Raw genomic sequence first — 13,639 nt, 5'->3', positions numbered from 1 at the left:
CACCACATAACGACTACTCGTACATACCTGTCGGTAACCCTGTGTAACATCTGCCTCGTGGCAATCTCCCCTGAACATCAGATCTACGCCGAGTTGTTCGCCGACGCGCCGGACACGGCCGTCGGCTTCCTGCGCGGCCTCGGCGTGGACGTACCCGACTACGACCGCAGCGAGGTCACCTCGTGCGACCTCGGCCACGTCGATCCCGTCGAGCGCCGTTCGGACGTCGCGATCATGTTGCGCGGCCCCGGTCCGGACGACCCCTTCGACAAGCTGATGGGCATCGTCGTGGAGGTCCAGCGCGACGAGAAGGAGCGCAAGCGCTTCACCTGGCCCGAGTACGTGGCCGCGCTGCGCTCACGGCACGAGTGCCCGGTCGTCCTGCTGACCATCTGTCCGAAGCAGTCCGTGGCGGACTGGTACGCCGAACCGATCCACCTCGGCCATCCCGGTTTCGTCCTGCGCCCCCTGGTGGTGGGGCCGTCCGGGATCCCGGTCATCACCGACCCCGGGGAGGTGGAGCGGCACCCGTCCCTGGGCGTGCTGTCCGCCGCCGCGCACGGCGGTCAGGACATGGACGTGTTGAAAGCCCTGCACACCGGCCTCGATGCGATCGACCAGGAAAAGGCCACGAAGTACATTGGATTCACGTTGAACCTGCTGGCGAAGACCGAAGGCCAGGCCGCCCTGGAGGACCTGATGATGACGGACACCTACGAGTACAGCAGTGCCTGGACCGAGAGCCTCAAGGCCGAGGGACGGGCCGAGGGACGGGCCGAGGGACGGGCCGAGGGACGGGCCGAGGGACGGGCCGAGGGACGGGCCGAGGACATCCTCCGGATCCTCGCCCGACGCGGCATCGACGTACCCGAGGAAGCACGCGAACGCATCAGCGAGTGCCGCGACCACGAAGTGCTCGACACCTGGCTCGACCGGACCATCACCCTCACCCACATCGACCAACTCTTCGCCGAGTGATGGCCGACACCCACGAGTACAGCAGTGCCTGGACCGAGAGCCTCAAGGCCGAGGGACGGGCCGAGGGACGGGCCGAGGACATCCTCCGGATCCTCGCCCGACGCGGCATCGACGTACCCGAGGAAGCACGCGAACGCATCAGCGAGTGCCGCGACCACGAAGTGCTCGACACCTGGCTCGACCGGACCATCACCCTCACCCACATCGACCCACTCTTCGCCGAGTGACCTGAACCTGTGACGGGCCCGGCGTCCCCTCGGGCGCCGGGCCCGCCCCTTGCGCTCAGCGGCGCGCGGAGGCCCGCACCGCGCCCGCCGGGAGCATGCCGTGCCGCCGGTACCAGGCCCCCGTCGCGGACACGGTCTCGGCCACGGAGCGGAACCGCACCCCCAGGTCCCGCTCGGCCAGGCCGGAGGTGATGTTGCGGTCCTCGCCCTCACGCAGGACGCGCACCCCGGCGCGGGTGGCGGTCGGCTCCCCTCCGCCCAGGCGGGCCTGGAGCTCCATCAGCGAGGCGGCCGCCACCGCCAGCCCGGCCGGGACCGCGCGGGGGGTGCGCGCGCCGGTCTCGGTGGCGACCGCGCCGACCAGGGCGGGCACCGAGCGCTTGGCGCCGGCCACCACGTAGCGGTCGTGCCCGCCCACGCGGGCGGCGGCCACGCAGGCGAAGGCCACGTCCCGCGCGTCCACCACGTAGTTGGACAGCCGGGGCACCGCCTTGACCGCCCCCTTGGCCACGCCCAGGAAGAGCCGCCCGGCGGAGGTGGGCCCGGCGTCCCCGGGTCCCCACATCCACCCGGGCAGCACGACCGCGACCCGGGTGGACCCGGCGCGGCCGGAGCGGATCAGGTCCTCCACCGCCCGCTCGGCGCGGACCTTGCTGGAGGGGTAGCACCGGGAGGCCGACAGGCCCACGAAGCGGTCCGGGGGCGGGGTGGACTCGTCGGCGGGGTTCTCGGGGCCGCGCAGGTCCAGGGTGTTGATGGAGCTGGTGTGGACGAACACCGGCACCTCGGCGTTGGCGGCCTCGGCCAGGGCCAGCTCGGTGCCGCGTACGTTCACCCTGTCCAGGGGTTCGGTGAGGCTGGGGTCCTGGAAGTACTCGCGGAAGTAGGCGGCGGTGTGGAAGACCTCGTCGGCCCCGGCCAGCACGGGCCGGTAGGAGTCGGGGTCGGTGATGTCCCCGGCGACCAGGCGCAGGCGGGGGTCGTCGGGCAGCAGACGGCGGGCGCGGTCGGTGTCGCGGACCAGGGCGACGACCTCCTGGTCCAGGCTCAGCAGCAGGCGCACGATGTTGCTGCCGAGGAGGCCGGTCGCTCCGGTCACCACGGACCTGTTCCGCCCGGGGAGCGGTGTGGCATGGGTGTCCACCATCGTTTCACATCCCAACTATAGAGTTCTATGATCATCGGGTGAGCAGAAGCATTTGAGGAGGGGGACCGAGCCATGGAGAACGCACCCGGATGGGACACCCCCATGTGGCACACGACCGGTTTTCGACTGATCAAGCTGGGCGAACTGGTCCAGGCGACCACCGCGGCGATCTTCGGGCCCCAACAGATCACCTCCCGGCAGTTCCACGTGCTCTCCGCGGCGGAGGCGATGTCCCATCCCTCGCAGAAGGAGCTGAGCCGTGTGCTGGGCGTGGATCCGAACGTGATGGTGGGGTTGATCGACGACCTGGAGGAGCAGGGGCTGGCCAGGCGCGAGCGCAACCCCAAGGACCGCAGGCGCTACATCGTGACGCCCACGGACAAGGCGAGAGCGCTGCTGGAGGAGGCCCGCGGGGCCGTGAGACGGGCGGAGTCGGAGTTCTTCGCCACCCTGTCCGAGCAGGAGGTGGCCCTCCTGCACGAGCTGTCGGGCCGCCTGCTCACCGACCACCCCCGGGTGACCAAGTACGAGTGAGGACCCGGTGCCGGGGGCCGCTGCCCCCGGCACCGGATCCCCCGGTCACTCGGAGATGCCGAAGCGGGCGTGCAGGCGCTTGAGCGGCGCCGGGGCCCACCAGTTGGCCCGTCCGGCCAGCCGCATGAACACCGGTACCAGCACGCCGCGGATCAGGGTGGCGTCCACCAGGATCACCACCGCCATGCCGACCGCCAGCATCATCAGGTACAGCACGTCGGAGACGGCGTAGGTGGCGAAGGAGGCGGCCAGGATGACGGCCGCCGCCGTGACCAGGGGTCCGCTGCGCTGGAGCCCGGCCGCGACCGCACGGGTGTTGTCCCCGGTCAGGTCGTACTCCTCCTTGATCCGGGACATCATGAACACCTCGTAGTCCATGGACAGCCCGAAGGCGATGCAGAACATCAGGATGGGGAACGTCGTCTCCAGGGTGCCGTTGGCGGTGAAGCCCAGCAGCCCGGACAGGTTCCCCTCCTGGAAGATCCACACCATCACGCCGAACATCACCGCGAGGCTGAGCACGTTGAGCACGATCGCCTTGGCGGGCAGCAGGATGCTCCCGGTCATGAGGAACAGGATGACGAAGGTGATGGCGAGGATGAGGCCGAACACCAGCGGCACCTGTCCCAGCAGGGCCTCGCGGAAGTCGGTGAGGTCAGCCGGGTAGCCGCCGATCTGGGTCTCACCGGGCGCGGGCACGTCCCGGATCCGGTCGATGAGGTCCTCGACGTCCTCCAGGGCCTCGGCGTCGGGCACCACGGACAGCCACGTGGCCTCCGCCGACCCGAACCGGTCCTGCGCCGCGGGCTCGGCCCCGTCGGTCTGCTCTCCGCCGGTGAAGCGCCCGGTGAGCGCGTCCACCTGGTAGACGCCCTCCACCCGCGACAGGTCGGCGGCGTAGGCGCTGATGGCGTCGGCGTTGGCCTCCTGGCCCGGTACGTCCACCAGCACCTGGACGGCGTCCATCTCCTCCTGGACGAAGTTCGTGCCGATCTGGTCCTGCACGTCGCGGCTGGAGACCCCCTGCGGGAGCACGCGCGCGTCGGGCAGACCGAAGTTGAGCCCCACCGCGGGCGCGGCCAGCAGCAGGACCACCGCGAGCGCGGGCAGGCCCCACAGCAGCGGGCGGCGCATCATCCGCAGCGCGGTGGAGTGCCACCAGCCGCTGTCGGAGTCGGGCTCGCGCTTGGGCCGGACCCGGTGCCCGACCTTGGCCAGCGCCGCGGGCAGGATGACCAGCGCGGCGAACACCGAGGTCAGCACGGTTCCCACGCCCGAGTAGGCGAAGGACTGGAGGAAGGGGAAGGGGAAGAGCATCAGGCATGACAGGGCCACCGCGACCGTCAGGCCGCTGAACAGGACGGTGCGCCCGGCCTTGGAGACGGCCAGGGAGACCGCCTCGGGGACCTGCCTGCCCCGGGCCAGCTCCTCGCGGAAGCGGTTGATGACGAACAGGCTGTAGTCCACGCCCAGGCCCACGCCCATGACCAGGGTGAGGTTGGCGGCGAAGGTGGACACGTCGGTGAAATAGGTGACCCCGCGCAGCAGGGCGAGCGTGGTGACCACGGAGAACAGGCCCATGCCCAGGGTCAGCGCCGCCACCGAGATCCTGCGGTAGAGGACGAGCAGGAGCACGAACACCAGCGGGAAGATGATCGCCTCGGCGAGCAGGAAGTCGGCCTGCGCCTGCTCGGCGGCCTGGCGGAAGACCTCGTCGCCGCCGCCGACCTCCACCCGGATGACCTCGCCGTCGCGGGTGAAGTCCGGCGAGAGCTCGCCGAGCGCGGTGCGCGCCTCGGTGACCGTGCCCGACATGCGCACGGTGATCAGCGCCTGGGTGCCGTCCTCGGAGCGCATCGCCGGGGACTCACCGCGCCCCCAGTAGGAGGCGGTCTCGGCGACGCCCTCGCGCGAGGCCAGGTCCCGTTCCAGGGCGGTGGCGGCCTCGACGACCTCGGGGTCGTCGACGGTGCCCTGCTGGGCGGTGACCAGCAGGAGGAAGTGGTGCTTGCCGGTGCCGAAGCCCTCCTCCAGCTGCTGCTCGACGCCCAGCGACTCCGATCCGGGGCTCTCGAAGCGGCTGAGCAACAGCCGGTCCATGGTGCCCGCCGCCAGGGTCAGGGCGACCAGCACCAGCGCGACGCTGGCCAGGATCACGCGACCCGGGCGGCGGGCCAGCCCGTCGCCGAGCCGGACCAGGAACGGGGGCCTTCCCGGTGGCGCCCCCTGTCGGCCGGGGGGTGAGGTGGTGGTCGGGGACGTGGCCATGGTGGTCTCGCCTTCCAGGGTCAGGAGGTGGTGGGGGCGTGCCGCTCCATCCACGCGGCAGCCGTGTCGTACAGGAGCTCGGACCCGGCGTCGACGGTGACGAAGTGTCCGGCGTCGGGCAGGGTGGTCGAGGTGACCTCGGGACTGGAGGTGAACAGCCCGGGGTAGCCCTCGACGCCCTGACGCAGGACGTCGTGGGCGCCGAAGACCAGGTGGACCGGGACGTCGATCTCGTCGACCACGCCCAGGTCGTAGAGGATGGCCATGGGTTCGGAGATCATGACGCGGCAGGGGTTGCGGCCCCAGTGCTCCTCGACCCGGGCCGTCACGGCGGGGTCGGCCTGTGCGCCGAGTCCGCCGTCGAGGAAGTCCTCCAGGGTGGGGTCGAAGTGCACGTAGCCGGTGGGGTCGCCGGGTTCGGCGTGCTCCTCGCCGCCCTCCAGGCAGGTCTGGTAGGCGGTCAGGAAGCGCCGGTTGGTGTCGTCGGTGATGCCGACGGCGGCCCATCCGGTGAGCAGCAGGCCGTCCACGCCGCCGAAGGAGACGGCGGCGGTCTCGGCGACCAGGGCGCCGCTGGAGTGGCCGCCCATGACCACCGTGTCGAAGGCGACGGGGTCCTCGCCCTCCACCCCGTACTCGCCCGCGCGCAGCTGCTCGACCACCTGGTGGGCGATGTCGGCGTGGGCGCCGCTGCAACTGGCGAAGCCGTCGGGGATGTCGCTGGAGCCGTAGCCGAGCCGGTCGATGGTGACCGAGGCGTGCCCGCGTTCGGCCAGTTCGTGCACGTAGTTGCGGCCCTGGACGTCCAGGCGCCAGATCCACTCGCCGGTGTTGGTGCCGTGGACCAGCAAGGCCACGGCCGGGTCGTCGGCGGCCAGGACCTCGGCCGGTGCGGTCAGGTGGCCGCGCACGGTGTACTCCTCGCCGTCGGCGGAGCACTGGCCGCGGGAGCGGTTGACGTTGTCGACGGTGAACTCCACCGGGAGGTCCACCACGCCCTCGGGGAGGGTGGCCGGTTCGGAAGGCGCGGTGGCGGACACCGGGGAGGCTTCCGCGGGCGCCTCCGCGGCCGGGGCGGCCAGGGCCGGGGTCCCGGGCAGGGGTCCCGGGTTCCCGAGGAGGGCCGCGGTGGCGGTCAGGAGGGCGGCCGCCGCGGCCGCGACCCGTGCGGTCGTGCGGTTCAAGGGTGCTCCTTGGCGTGCTCGTGTCACCGCTCCTCCAACCACGCGGCGAGTTCCTCGCGCAGGGCGGGGGCTCCGGGTTCGAGGACGAGGTAGTGGCCCGCGTCGGCGACGGTGACGGTCCGGCTCTCGGGCGCGCCGGTGAAGAGCGCGGTGTGCTCGGCCCCCTCGCCCACGCGGGTGTCGTGCTCGGCGAAGGCGAACAGGACGGGGACGTCGACGCGGTCGAGGGCGCGCATGTCGGTGGACAGTGCCTCGACCTGGGTGCCCAGGTCACCGCAGGGAGTGCGGTCCTGTGACGCGGCGGCGAGCGCGGCCGCCGTGCTGGCGGGGTCGTGGAAGTGGGCCCGGGTGTAGGACGTGGCGCCGACGTCGACGTAGGTGTACCCGGCCGGGTCGTCGGCCCCGGGGTCGGGCGGCCCCGCCCCGGCGCCGGCGGGCACGCCGCCCTGCATACAGGAGGCCAGCCCCCCGAAGAAGCGCGCGTTGGCGCGGTCGGTGACGCCGGTGCCGCTCCAGGCCATGAGGACCAGGGCGTCGGGGGCCCGGTCGCCCTCGAAGGAGTAGGCGGTGATCTGGGCGATCTGGGCGCCGCTGTGGTGTCCGGCCAGCGTGACGTGGTCGAAGGCGGGCGCGCCGCCGGGCAGGGCCGCGGTGTCCTGGGCGGTGTAGTCGCCCTCGCGTAGCCGGGCGATGACCTGGGCGGTCATGTCGGCCTGGCTGCCCAGGCACATGGCCATGCCGTCGGGGCGGTCGCTGGCCCCGTAGCCGAGCCGGTCCAGGGTGAGGGAGGCCTGGCCCAGCAGGGCCATCTCCTCGGCGTGGTGGAGTCCGGGCTCGTCCATGCGCCAGAACCACTCCCCCGCGGCCTGCCCGTGCTGGTAGAGGGTGACGGCGGGGTCCTCGGTCGTCAGCAGCCCCGCCGGTGCGGTCAGGTGGCCGCGCACGGTGTACTCCTCGCCGTCGCTGTTGCACGGCAGCCGGGAGCGGTTGCCGTTGGTGACGGTGAAGGAGACCGGCACGTCGACGACGCCCGCCTCGTCCATGCGCCGGGCGGTGGCCTCGGCGCGTTCCCCGGCGGTGGGCGCGGGCGCGGCGGCGGGCTCGGACTCCCCCAGGGGGAGCAGCGTGAGCGCGAGGGCGGCGGCGGCCGCGATGGCCGCTCCGGCGATGACGGCCCTCCTAGTCCCTGGCATGGGCCACCTCCTTGCGGTCGTCGGTGCCCTGTTCCCCGGCCGCGGCCGCGTCGTCGGGCGGAGGGTCGGTGGAGGCGGGCACGCGCGGGCGGGCGGGTTCGGCCGCGCTCTCACCGAGGACGGCGTCGAAGGCGCGGTGGAACCGCCTCAGGGGTGCGGGCGCCCACCAGGTGGCGCGCCCGGTCATGCGCAGCACCGAGGGCACCAGCAGGCAGCGCACGACGGTGGCGTCCACGATCACGGCCAGGGCCACGCCCCAGCCGAGCATCATCGTGTTGGTCACGCGCGAGGCGCCGATGGCGATCAGGACGACGGCCAGGGTGACGGCGGCGGCGGTGATGACGCCGCCGGTGCGCCGCAGGCCGAGTTCGACGGCGGTGCGGTGGTCGCCCACGCGGTCGTACTCCTCGCGCATCCTGGCCAGGAGGAAGACCCCGTAGTCCATGGACAGGCCGAAGGCGATGCAGAACATCAGCACCGGCAGCGCGGTGTCGATGAACCCGGTCGGGGTGAACCCGAGCAGGCCGCTGAGGTTGCCGTCCTGGAAGACCCAGACCACGGCGCCGAACATGGCGGTGAGGCTGAGCGCGTTGAAGAGCACCGACAGCAGGGGCAGGAGCACGCTTCCGGTGAGCAGGTAGACCAGGACGAGCATCCCGGCCACGACCGCGGCCAGGGCGAGGGGGATCTGCTCGGCGATGGCGCGCTGGGCGTCCACGACGGCGGCGGCCTGTCCGGAGACGGAGGTCTCCAGCTCGGTGTCCACCGCGCGGATGTCGCGGACCAGGTCCTGGCTCTGGGTGGAGATGGCCTCCACCCCCGGGTCGGGGACGACCTGGAGGTAGGCGAGGTCGTCGGACTCGCGCAGGGCGTCCACGGGGGTCCTGTCGCGGGTGTGGGCGCCGTCGGCGTGCACGCCGAGCGGCGAGCGGACCTCGTCGACGCCCGGCAGGGAGGACAGCGCCGAGGCGTAGTCGGCGAGCTGGTCGGTGTCGGTCTCCTCGGGCGGGCTGTGCACGAGCACGTCGACGGTGCCGGTGGCGGCGGAGTCGAAGTCCTCGCGGATGACCTCCATGACCTGCCGGGACTCGGTCCCGGCGGGCAGCTGGCGGTCGTCGGCCATGCCGAACTCCACCCTCAGGAAGGGCAGTCCGGCCACGACCAGGACCAGGAGCGCGACGGCGGCGAAGACGGGCGCGCGACCCATGACCGTGCGGGTGAGCCGCCGCCAGCGGCGGTCGGCCGCCTCCTCCGGGGAGGGGGCCGCGGAGGCGCCCCGGCGCAGCAGGCGGCGCGGGTCCAGGGAGTTGACGCGGTGGCCGAGCAGGGTGAGCACGGCCGGGAGCACCAGCAGGGAGGCCAGGGCGGCCAGCGCCACCACGGTCACGCCCGCGTAGGCGAAGGAGCGCAGGAAGTACAGGGGGAAGAGCAGCATCGCGGCCAGGGCGGCGGAGATGGCCAGCGCGGAGAAGACCACGGTGCGCCCGGCCGTGCGCACGGTGACGGCGGTGGCGGTGGCCGGGTCGGCCCCGTCGGCCAGTTCCGCGCGGAAGCGGCGCACCATGAGCAGGGCGTAGTCGATGGCCAGGCCCAGCCCCAGGGCGATGGTCAGGCTCTGCGCGAAGACCGACACGTCGGTGAACCCGGCGACCGCCCACAGGACGGCGTTGGTGCCGATGATGGCGACCACCCCGACCAGCAGGGGCAGGACCGCCGAGGCGACGCTGCCGAAGACCCACACCAGGATGAGCAGGGTCAGGGGCAGCGCGATCATCTCCGAGCGCACCAGGTCCTCGGCGATGGTGGTCTCGATGTCGTTGAGGACGGCGGTCTGTCCGCCGACGCTGACGGTGAGGGGGCCGTGTTCGCCGCCGTAGCGCTCGGCCAGGTCGGCCGCGGCCCGTCCGGCCTCGGCCTCGGTGCCGCCGATGTGGGCGGCGATGAGGGCGCGGGTCCCGTCTTCGGACTTGAGCGCGTTCGATCCGGTCTGCCAGTAGGAGGTGACGCCGGTGACGGCGTCCTCGTAGGCCAGTCCCTCGGCCAGTCCGAGTCCCTGGCTGGCGGCCTCGCGGTCGTCCACCCCGGCCTCGGACTCCACCAGCAGGATCAGGTTGGGCCTGCTGTCGGGGAAGTGCTCCTCCAGGATCTGACCGGCCTGGGCCGACTCCGATCCGGGGTCCTCGGTGCCCTGCCCCGCGCGGAGGCGGTCGGCCACTCCGGAGCCGAGCACCGCCGACCCGACCACCGCCAGCAGGGCCACGGCCAGGACCCACCAGGGTCTGCGCGTGGTCAGCCTGGTCAGCGCGTCGAGCATCGTGTCACCCCCTTTTCTCGCGAGCGCGCGGGGCCGCCGGTGGCGGCCGGAGTCCTCCGGCCGCCACCGCGCGTTCCCTCGCCGCCACAGTACAGTAAAAACATGCGACGATTGTTTCCTCTAATAATAGGATTCACATATCGTTTACGTGAGGGACCGCTGGGCTCCGGGCAGCGACGCCGCGTCCACGAAGTCCTCGGCCCGCCAGGCGGGATCGGACAGGTCGGCCACCGCCGCCACCACGGCGTCGGGGCGCACGTGGACGACCCACTCGCCCCGCACCGGCCCGGCGGGGCGGGCCGTGTCGTGCCCGCCCCCCTCCCGGGCCGGACCCTCGGCGCCGGTCAGCAACAGCACGTCCACGTCGTCGGGGACGGCCCCCCGCAGCCGCGCCGCGGCCCGCGAGGCCCGCTCGGAGGAGCCGCCGACCAGCAGGGCGTGGCGCCCCGAGGCCAGGTAGGCGTGCAGGCTCCGGGCCCGGGCCCCGACCAGCGGGACGAGCGCGGCGTCGCCGATGCGCGTGCCCGGCAGCGCCCCGCCCACCGCGTCGCGCGCCCGCCAGCCCGGCGGTGGCGCGGTGACGGCGGGACTGGCTCTCAGGTCCGGTGAGATCTGCGCCAGCTGCGGCACCAGGCGCTTCTCCAACAGCCCCGACGCCGAGAGCAGGCGCATGAGGGTGTCGCGCACCAGCCGGGCCAGCGGCGCGCGGGTCATCCAGGTGCGGGTCTGCTGGTCGGCGCTGCGCACCACCGCCTGGGCGGTGGGTCGGCGTTCGAGCGGGTAGCTGTCCAGCAGCGGCTCGGGGGCGCCGCGCAGGACGGCGGCCAGCTTCCAGCCCAGGTCGAAGCCGTCCTGGATGCCGGTGTTGAGCCCCTGGCCGCCCGCCGGGCTGTGCAGGTGGGCGGCGTCCCCGGCGATGAGCACGCGCCCCCGCCGGAACTCGCGCGCCACGCGGGCGTGCACCCGGAAGCGGCTGCGCCACCACACGCTCTCGATGCGCAGCCCCGCCGGGCCGCGCTCGGCGAGCAGCCGGGCGAGCAGCGCGTCGTCGGGCGGGTCGGTCCGTCCGTCGGAGGCGATGTCGAAGAAGACCCGGTGCCCGCCGCCGGGCAGCGGCACGATCACCAGCACCCCGTCGGGCGTGAGGTGGTACTGGGCCTCCCTCTCGGGGACGGGACCGCTCACCACGCCGTCGCTGAGCAGGAAGGTCCGGTCGTAGGTGTCGCCCTCGAAGGCCACGCCCAGGGACTCGCGGACCGCGCTGCGGCTGCCGTCGGCGGCCACCACCCAGGGGACGGCGACCTCCTCGCGCACGTCCGGGTCGTCGGCGGGGCCGAGGACCACCCGCGTCCCCGCCCCGGCGGGTTCCACCGAGTGGACGCGGGTGGACCACTCGACGGACCCGCCGAGTTCGAGGAGGCGGTCGTGGAGCGCCTGCTCGGTGCCGGGCTGGGGCAGGCAGACCGGCCCGGGGAAGGCCGTGTTCTCCAGGCCGCCGAAGCGCACCCCGCCGATCTTCCTGCCACCGGAGAAGTAGGAGGCCGACGCCAGGGGCAGGGACTGCTCCACCACCCTGTCGGCCACGCCGAGCCTGCGCAGGACCTCCAAGGCCCCGCTCCACAGGATGAGCGCCTTGGGCTCCTCGGCGATCCCCGCGCGGCGTTCGACCACGCGGCAGGACACGCCGCCCTGGAGCAGGGCGCAGGCGGCGGCGAGCCCGGTGGGCCCGGCGCCGACCACCAGCACGGGCGGGTACTGACCCGGGACGGTCACCGCACACCCCCGGCCGCTCGCTCGGGCTTGGCCGCCCCGTCGAGAAGCTCGGTGACCTCGGCGATCGCCTGCGCGTTGTCGCGGTACAGGACCGTGGCCATGCCCAGACGGGCCGCGGGCTCCAGGTTGGACTCCAGGTCGTCCACGAACAGGCAGCGGTCGGGGGACAGCCCGAGCCGCGCCAGGAGGCGGTCGTAGATCTCGGTGTCGGGCTTGCGCACGCCCTCGTGCGCGGAGTTGACCACCACCTCGAACAGCTCGTCGGCGGGGACCGTGGCCCGCCACAGCTCCTCCCACTCGATGACGTTGTTGGTGAGCAGCGCCAGGCGGTAGCCCTGCGCGCCCAGTCCGCCCAGGAACTCGGCGAACTCGGTGTTGCCGTTGCGTCCGGCGAACCAGATCTCGCCGAAGGTGCGGTCCTCGGGCAACGTCCACCCTCCGGGGAGTTCGGCGCTGATCTGCGCGACGAGGTCGGCCTCGGTGATCGCCCCGACCTCCAGCAGCGCCATGGGCTCGGCGCCGTTGCGGGCCGCGGCGGCGCCCATCGCCGTGAGGATCGCGTCGGGCGTCAGGCCCGCGGTCCTGGCGAAGTGCTCCAGGGTCTCGATGAGCGGGTTGGTCAGCACGCCGCCGTAGTCGCACACGACGGCCTCGATGCGGTTCACACCCACTGGGCCACCTCGATCCGGAAGGTACTGCCGGGGACGCCCTGCTGGAGGACGCGCACGTCCACGCCCGCGACCGGGCCGAAGCGCTCGTCCGCGCGGAAGGGGGTCAGGTCGGCCTCCACGACGGAGGCGAGGTCGTTCTCGGAGAAGGAGGAGAAGGAGGCCTCCACCGAGACCGGGACGAGCGTGACCGGGTCCAGGCCGCTGGAGCGCGAGACCGCGGCCACGGCCAGTTGCCGGGCGGCCTCGATGAGGAGGTTGCCGGGCAGGTGGTCCAGCGGGTGGTCGAACAGGTGCGGGTGGCTGTGGTCGGGGACCACGGTGGCCCGCCAGCCCTCGTCGCCGCGCTGCACCGGCTCGGTGATGACGACGTTGCGCGGGTCGCGCCTGCCCACGACGGCGGGCGCGGCCGGGACCGCGCGGGGCGCGGGGCCCGTGCTCCAGTCCAGGGCCTTGCGCCCCTTGGCCCGCAGGACCTGGTAGGTGGACCTGGTCAGGAAGATGAGCGCGCCCGTGGCCTCGGCGACCCGGGTCCCGCCCAGGAGGACGTCGGCGCGGAAGTCGTAGCCGCGCAGCTTCCCGGCCTGGTTGCGGTACAGGTCGGCGTCGGTGCGGATGAGGGCGCGTGCGGGCTCGGGTCCCTGACGCAGGCCCTCCAGGTCCTCGATGCGCAGCGACATGCGCTGCATGATGAACGCCCGGTCCATGGGGACGTTCAGGTGGCGGTGGGAGATGAGCACACCGGTCTGGCGGCAGGCCTCCAGGATCAGGGGCAGGTCGTAGGTGGGCGCCTCCAGCATGACGTGGCCGCGGGGCAGCTGGGCGGCGACGTCGAAGCTCCTCTCCCCGGTCTGCTGGGAGTCGGTGACGAAGACCTCCGAGACGGCCTTGCGGTGCACGAGTCCCCGGGGGACCGTCGCGTCGTAGTCGAGTTCGCGCAGGCCGAAAGGCTCGGGGTCGAGCCCCGCGAGGGGGTCTCCGGCGGCCTCGGCCGCGGCGTCGGCCGCGAGGGCGGTCCCCTGCGCGCTGATCGTCGTGCGGTTCATCGCTTCCCTTTCGTTCGCTGTTCCCGTGGCGGAGGTCCCACCGCCGGGAAACGGGGTCGGCAACGGCAAAAAAGGGGTCCGGGTACCAGAAGAGGGCGGGCCACGGCCTACTTCCGTACAGTCACCGAGTATCGGGACGGACCCTGGAGAGGACCTGAAGAGAACCTGAAGACCAGTTATGAAAGAAGCTCATATTTTTCCGAGGAAATCGCGTTCACCTGCGAAAACGGGGAAGCGATTAGTCGCTGGCCATGATCATCGTCCTATTGTGACTATCACCACACGAGATGGCCTGGGGTTTTGTCAT

At 72.7% G+C, this 13,639-nt stretch carries 11 protein-coding genes; 3 read left to right on the top strand and 8 right to left on the bottom strand.

Features of this window, described 5'->3' with window-relative positions; translation table 11 throughout:
• Window positions 1-57 precede the first annotated feature (57 nt).
• A complete protein-coding gene (locus ACSIH6_RS11295) occupies window positions 58-978 on the top strand; it encodes a hypothetical protein (RefSeq protein ID WP_435108199.1) in 921 nt (306 codons plus the stop codon).
• Window positions 978-1,205 carry a hypothetical protein gene (locus ACSIH6_RS11290; protein ID WP_435108198.1) on the top strand — a complete coding sequence of 76 codons (228 nt, stop codon included), beginning with the start codon at window positions 978-980 and terminating at the stop codon, window positions 1,203-1,205. The genes ACSIH6_RS11295 and ACSIH6_RS11290 overlap by 1 nt, the downstream gene beginning before the upstream one ends.
• 55 nt (window positions 1,206-1,260) lie before the next feature.
• Here ACSIH6_RS11290 and ACSIH6_RS11285 read toward each other — a convergent pair whose 3' ends face one another.
• Window positions 1,261-2,352, bottom strand: coding sequence for an NAD-dependent epimerase/dehydratase family protein (locus ACSIH6_RS11285; protein WP_435108197.1), 1,092 nt, complete (start codon window positions 2,350-2,352; stop codon window positions 1,261-1,263).
• A gap of 72 nt (window positions 2,353-2,424) precedes the next feature.
• Between ACSIH6_RS11285 and ACSIH6_RS11280 the strand changes: the two genes are divergently transcribed.
• Window positions 2,425-2,886: a MarR family winged helix-turn-helix transcriptional regulator gene (locus ACSIH6_RS11280; protein WP_435108196.1), complete on the top strand. Its 462-nt coding sequence runs from the start codon at window positions 2,425-2,427 to the stop codon at window positions 2,884-2,886.
• A gap of 45 nt (window positions 2,887-2,931) precedes the next feature.
• On the opposite strand, the gene ACSIH6_RS11275 is transcribed toward ACSIH6_RS11280, so the two are convergent.
• The 7 genes from ACSIH6_RS11275 to ACSIH6_RS11245 form a co-directional block, all read right to left on the bottom strand.
• Complete coding sequence (locus tag ACSIH6_RS11275) at window positions 2,932-5,154, bottom strand: MMPL family transporter (protein ID WP_435108195.1); 2,223 nt, start codon at window positions 5,152-5,154, stop codon at window positions 2,932-2,934.
• Window positions 5,155-5,174: 20 nt separating this feature from the next.
• The gene (locus tag ACSIH6_RS11270; protein ID WP_435108194.1) at window positions 5,175-6,338 is read right to left on the bottom strand and encodes an alpha/beta hydrolase; all 1,164 of its coding nucleotides are present in this window, start codon (window positions 6,336-6,338) and stop codon (window positions 5,175-5,177) included.
• Between the two features lie 23 nt (window positions 6,339-6,361).
• Window positions 6,362-7,531, bottom strand: a complete 1,170-nt coding sequence (locus ACSIH6_RS11265) for an alpha/beta fold hydrolase (RefSeq protein ID WP_435108193.1) — start codon at window positions 7,529-7,531, stop codon at window positions 6,362-6,364.
• Entirely contained in the window at window positions 7,518-9,845 is a 2,328-nt protein-coding gene (locus tag ACSIH6_RS11260) for an MMPL family transporter (protein WP_435108192.1), read from the bottom strand. Before ACSIH6_RS11260 ends, ACSIH6_RS11265 begins: the two co-directional genes overlap by 14 nt.
• 144 nt (window positions 9,846-9,989) lie before the next feature.
• Window positions 9,990-11,618 carry an FAD-dependent monooxygenase gene (locus tag ACSIH6_RS11255; RefSeq protein ID WP_435108191.1) on the bottom strand — a complete coding sequence of 543 codons (1,629 nt, stop codon included), beginning with the start codon at window positions 11,616-11,618 and terminating at the stop codon, window positions 9,990-9,992.
• Window positions 11,615-12,283: an HAD family hydrolase gene (locus ACSIH6_RS11250; RefSeq protein ID WP_435108190.1), complete on the bottom strand. Its 669-nt coding sequence runs from the start codon at window positions 12,281-12,283 to the stop codon at window positions 11,615-11,617. The genes ACSIH6_RS11255 and ACSIH6_RS11250 overlap by 4 nt, the downstream gene beginning before the upstream one ends.
• Complete coding sequence (locus ACSIH6_RS11245; RefSeq protein WP_435108189.1) at window positions 12,280-13,332, bottom strand: ScbA/BarX family gamma-butyrolactone biosynthesis protein; 1,053 nt, start codon at window positions 13,330-13,332, stop codon at window positions 12,280-12,282. Before ACSIH6_RS11245 ends, ACSIH6_RS11250 begins: the two co-directional genes overlap by 4 nt.
• Window positions 13,333-13,639 lie beyond the last annotated feature (307 nt).

This window comes from Nocardiopsis synnemataformans (assembly GCF_965343085.1).
GTDB lineage: Bacteria > Actinomycetota > Actinomycetes > Streptosporangiales > Streptosporangiaceae > Nocardiopsis > Nocardiopsis alborubida.
This window is presented reverse-complemented; position numbering and strand designations above follow the sequence as displayed.

Excerpts from the sequence above, each read along its gene's own strand:
- ACSIH6_RS11290 (WP_435108198.1), top strand. The coding sequence starts at position 978 with ATGGCCGACACCCACGAGTACAGCAGTGCCTGGACCGAGAGCCTCAAG.
- ACSIH6_RS11285 (WP_435108197.1), bottom strand. The coding sequence starts at position 2,352 with ATGGTGGACACCCATGCCACACCGCTCCCCGGGCGGAACAGGTCCGTG.
- ACSIH6_RS11280 (WP_435108196.1), top strand. The coding sequence starts at position 2,425 with ATGGAGAACGCACCCGGATGGGACACCCCCATGTGGCACACGACCGGT.
- ACSIH6_RS11275 (WP_435108195.1), bottom strand. The coding sequence starts at position 5,154 with ATGGCCACGTCCCCGACCACCACCTCACCCCCCGGCCGACAGGGGGCG.
- ACSIH6_RS11265 (WP_435108193.1), bottom strand. The coding sequence starts at position 7,531 with ATGCCAGGGACTAGGAGGGCCGTCATCGCCGGAGCGGCCATCGCGGCC.
- ACSIH6_RS11260 (WP_435108192.1), bottom strand. The coding sequence starts at position 9,845 with ATGCTCGACGCGCTGACCAGGCTGACCACGCGCAGACCCTGGTGGGTC.
- ACSIH6_RS11245 (WP_435108189.1), bottom strand. The coding sequence starts at position 13,332 with ATGAACCGCACGACGATCAGCGCGCAGGGGACCGCCCTCGCGGCCGAC.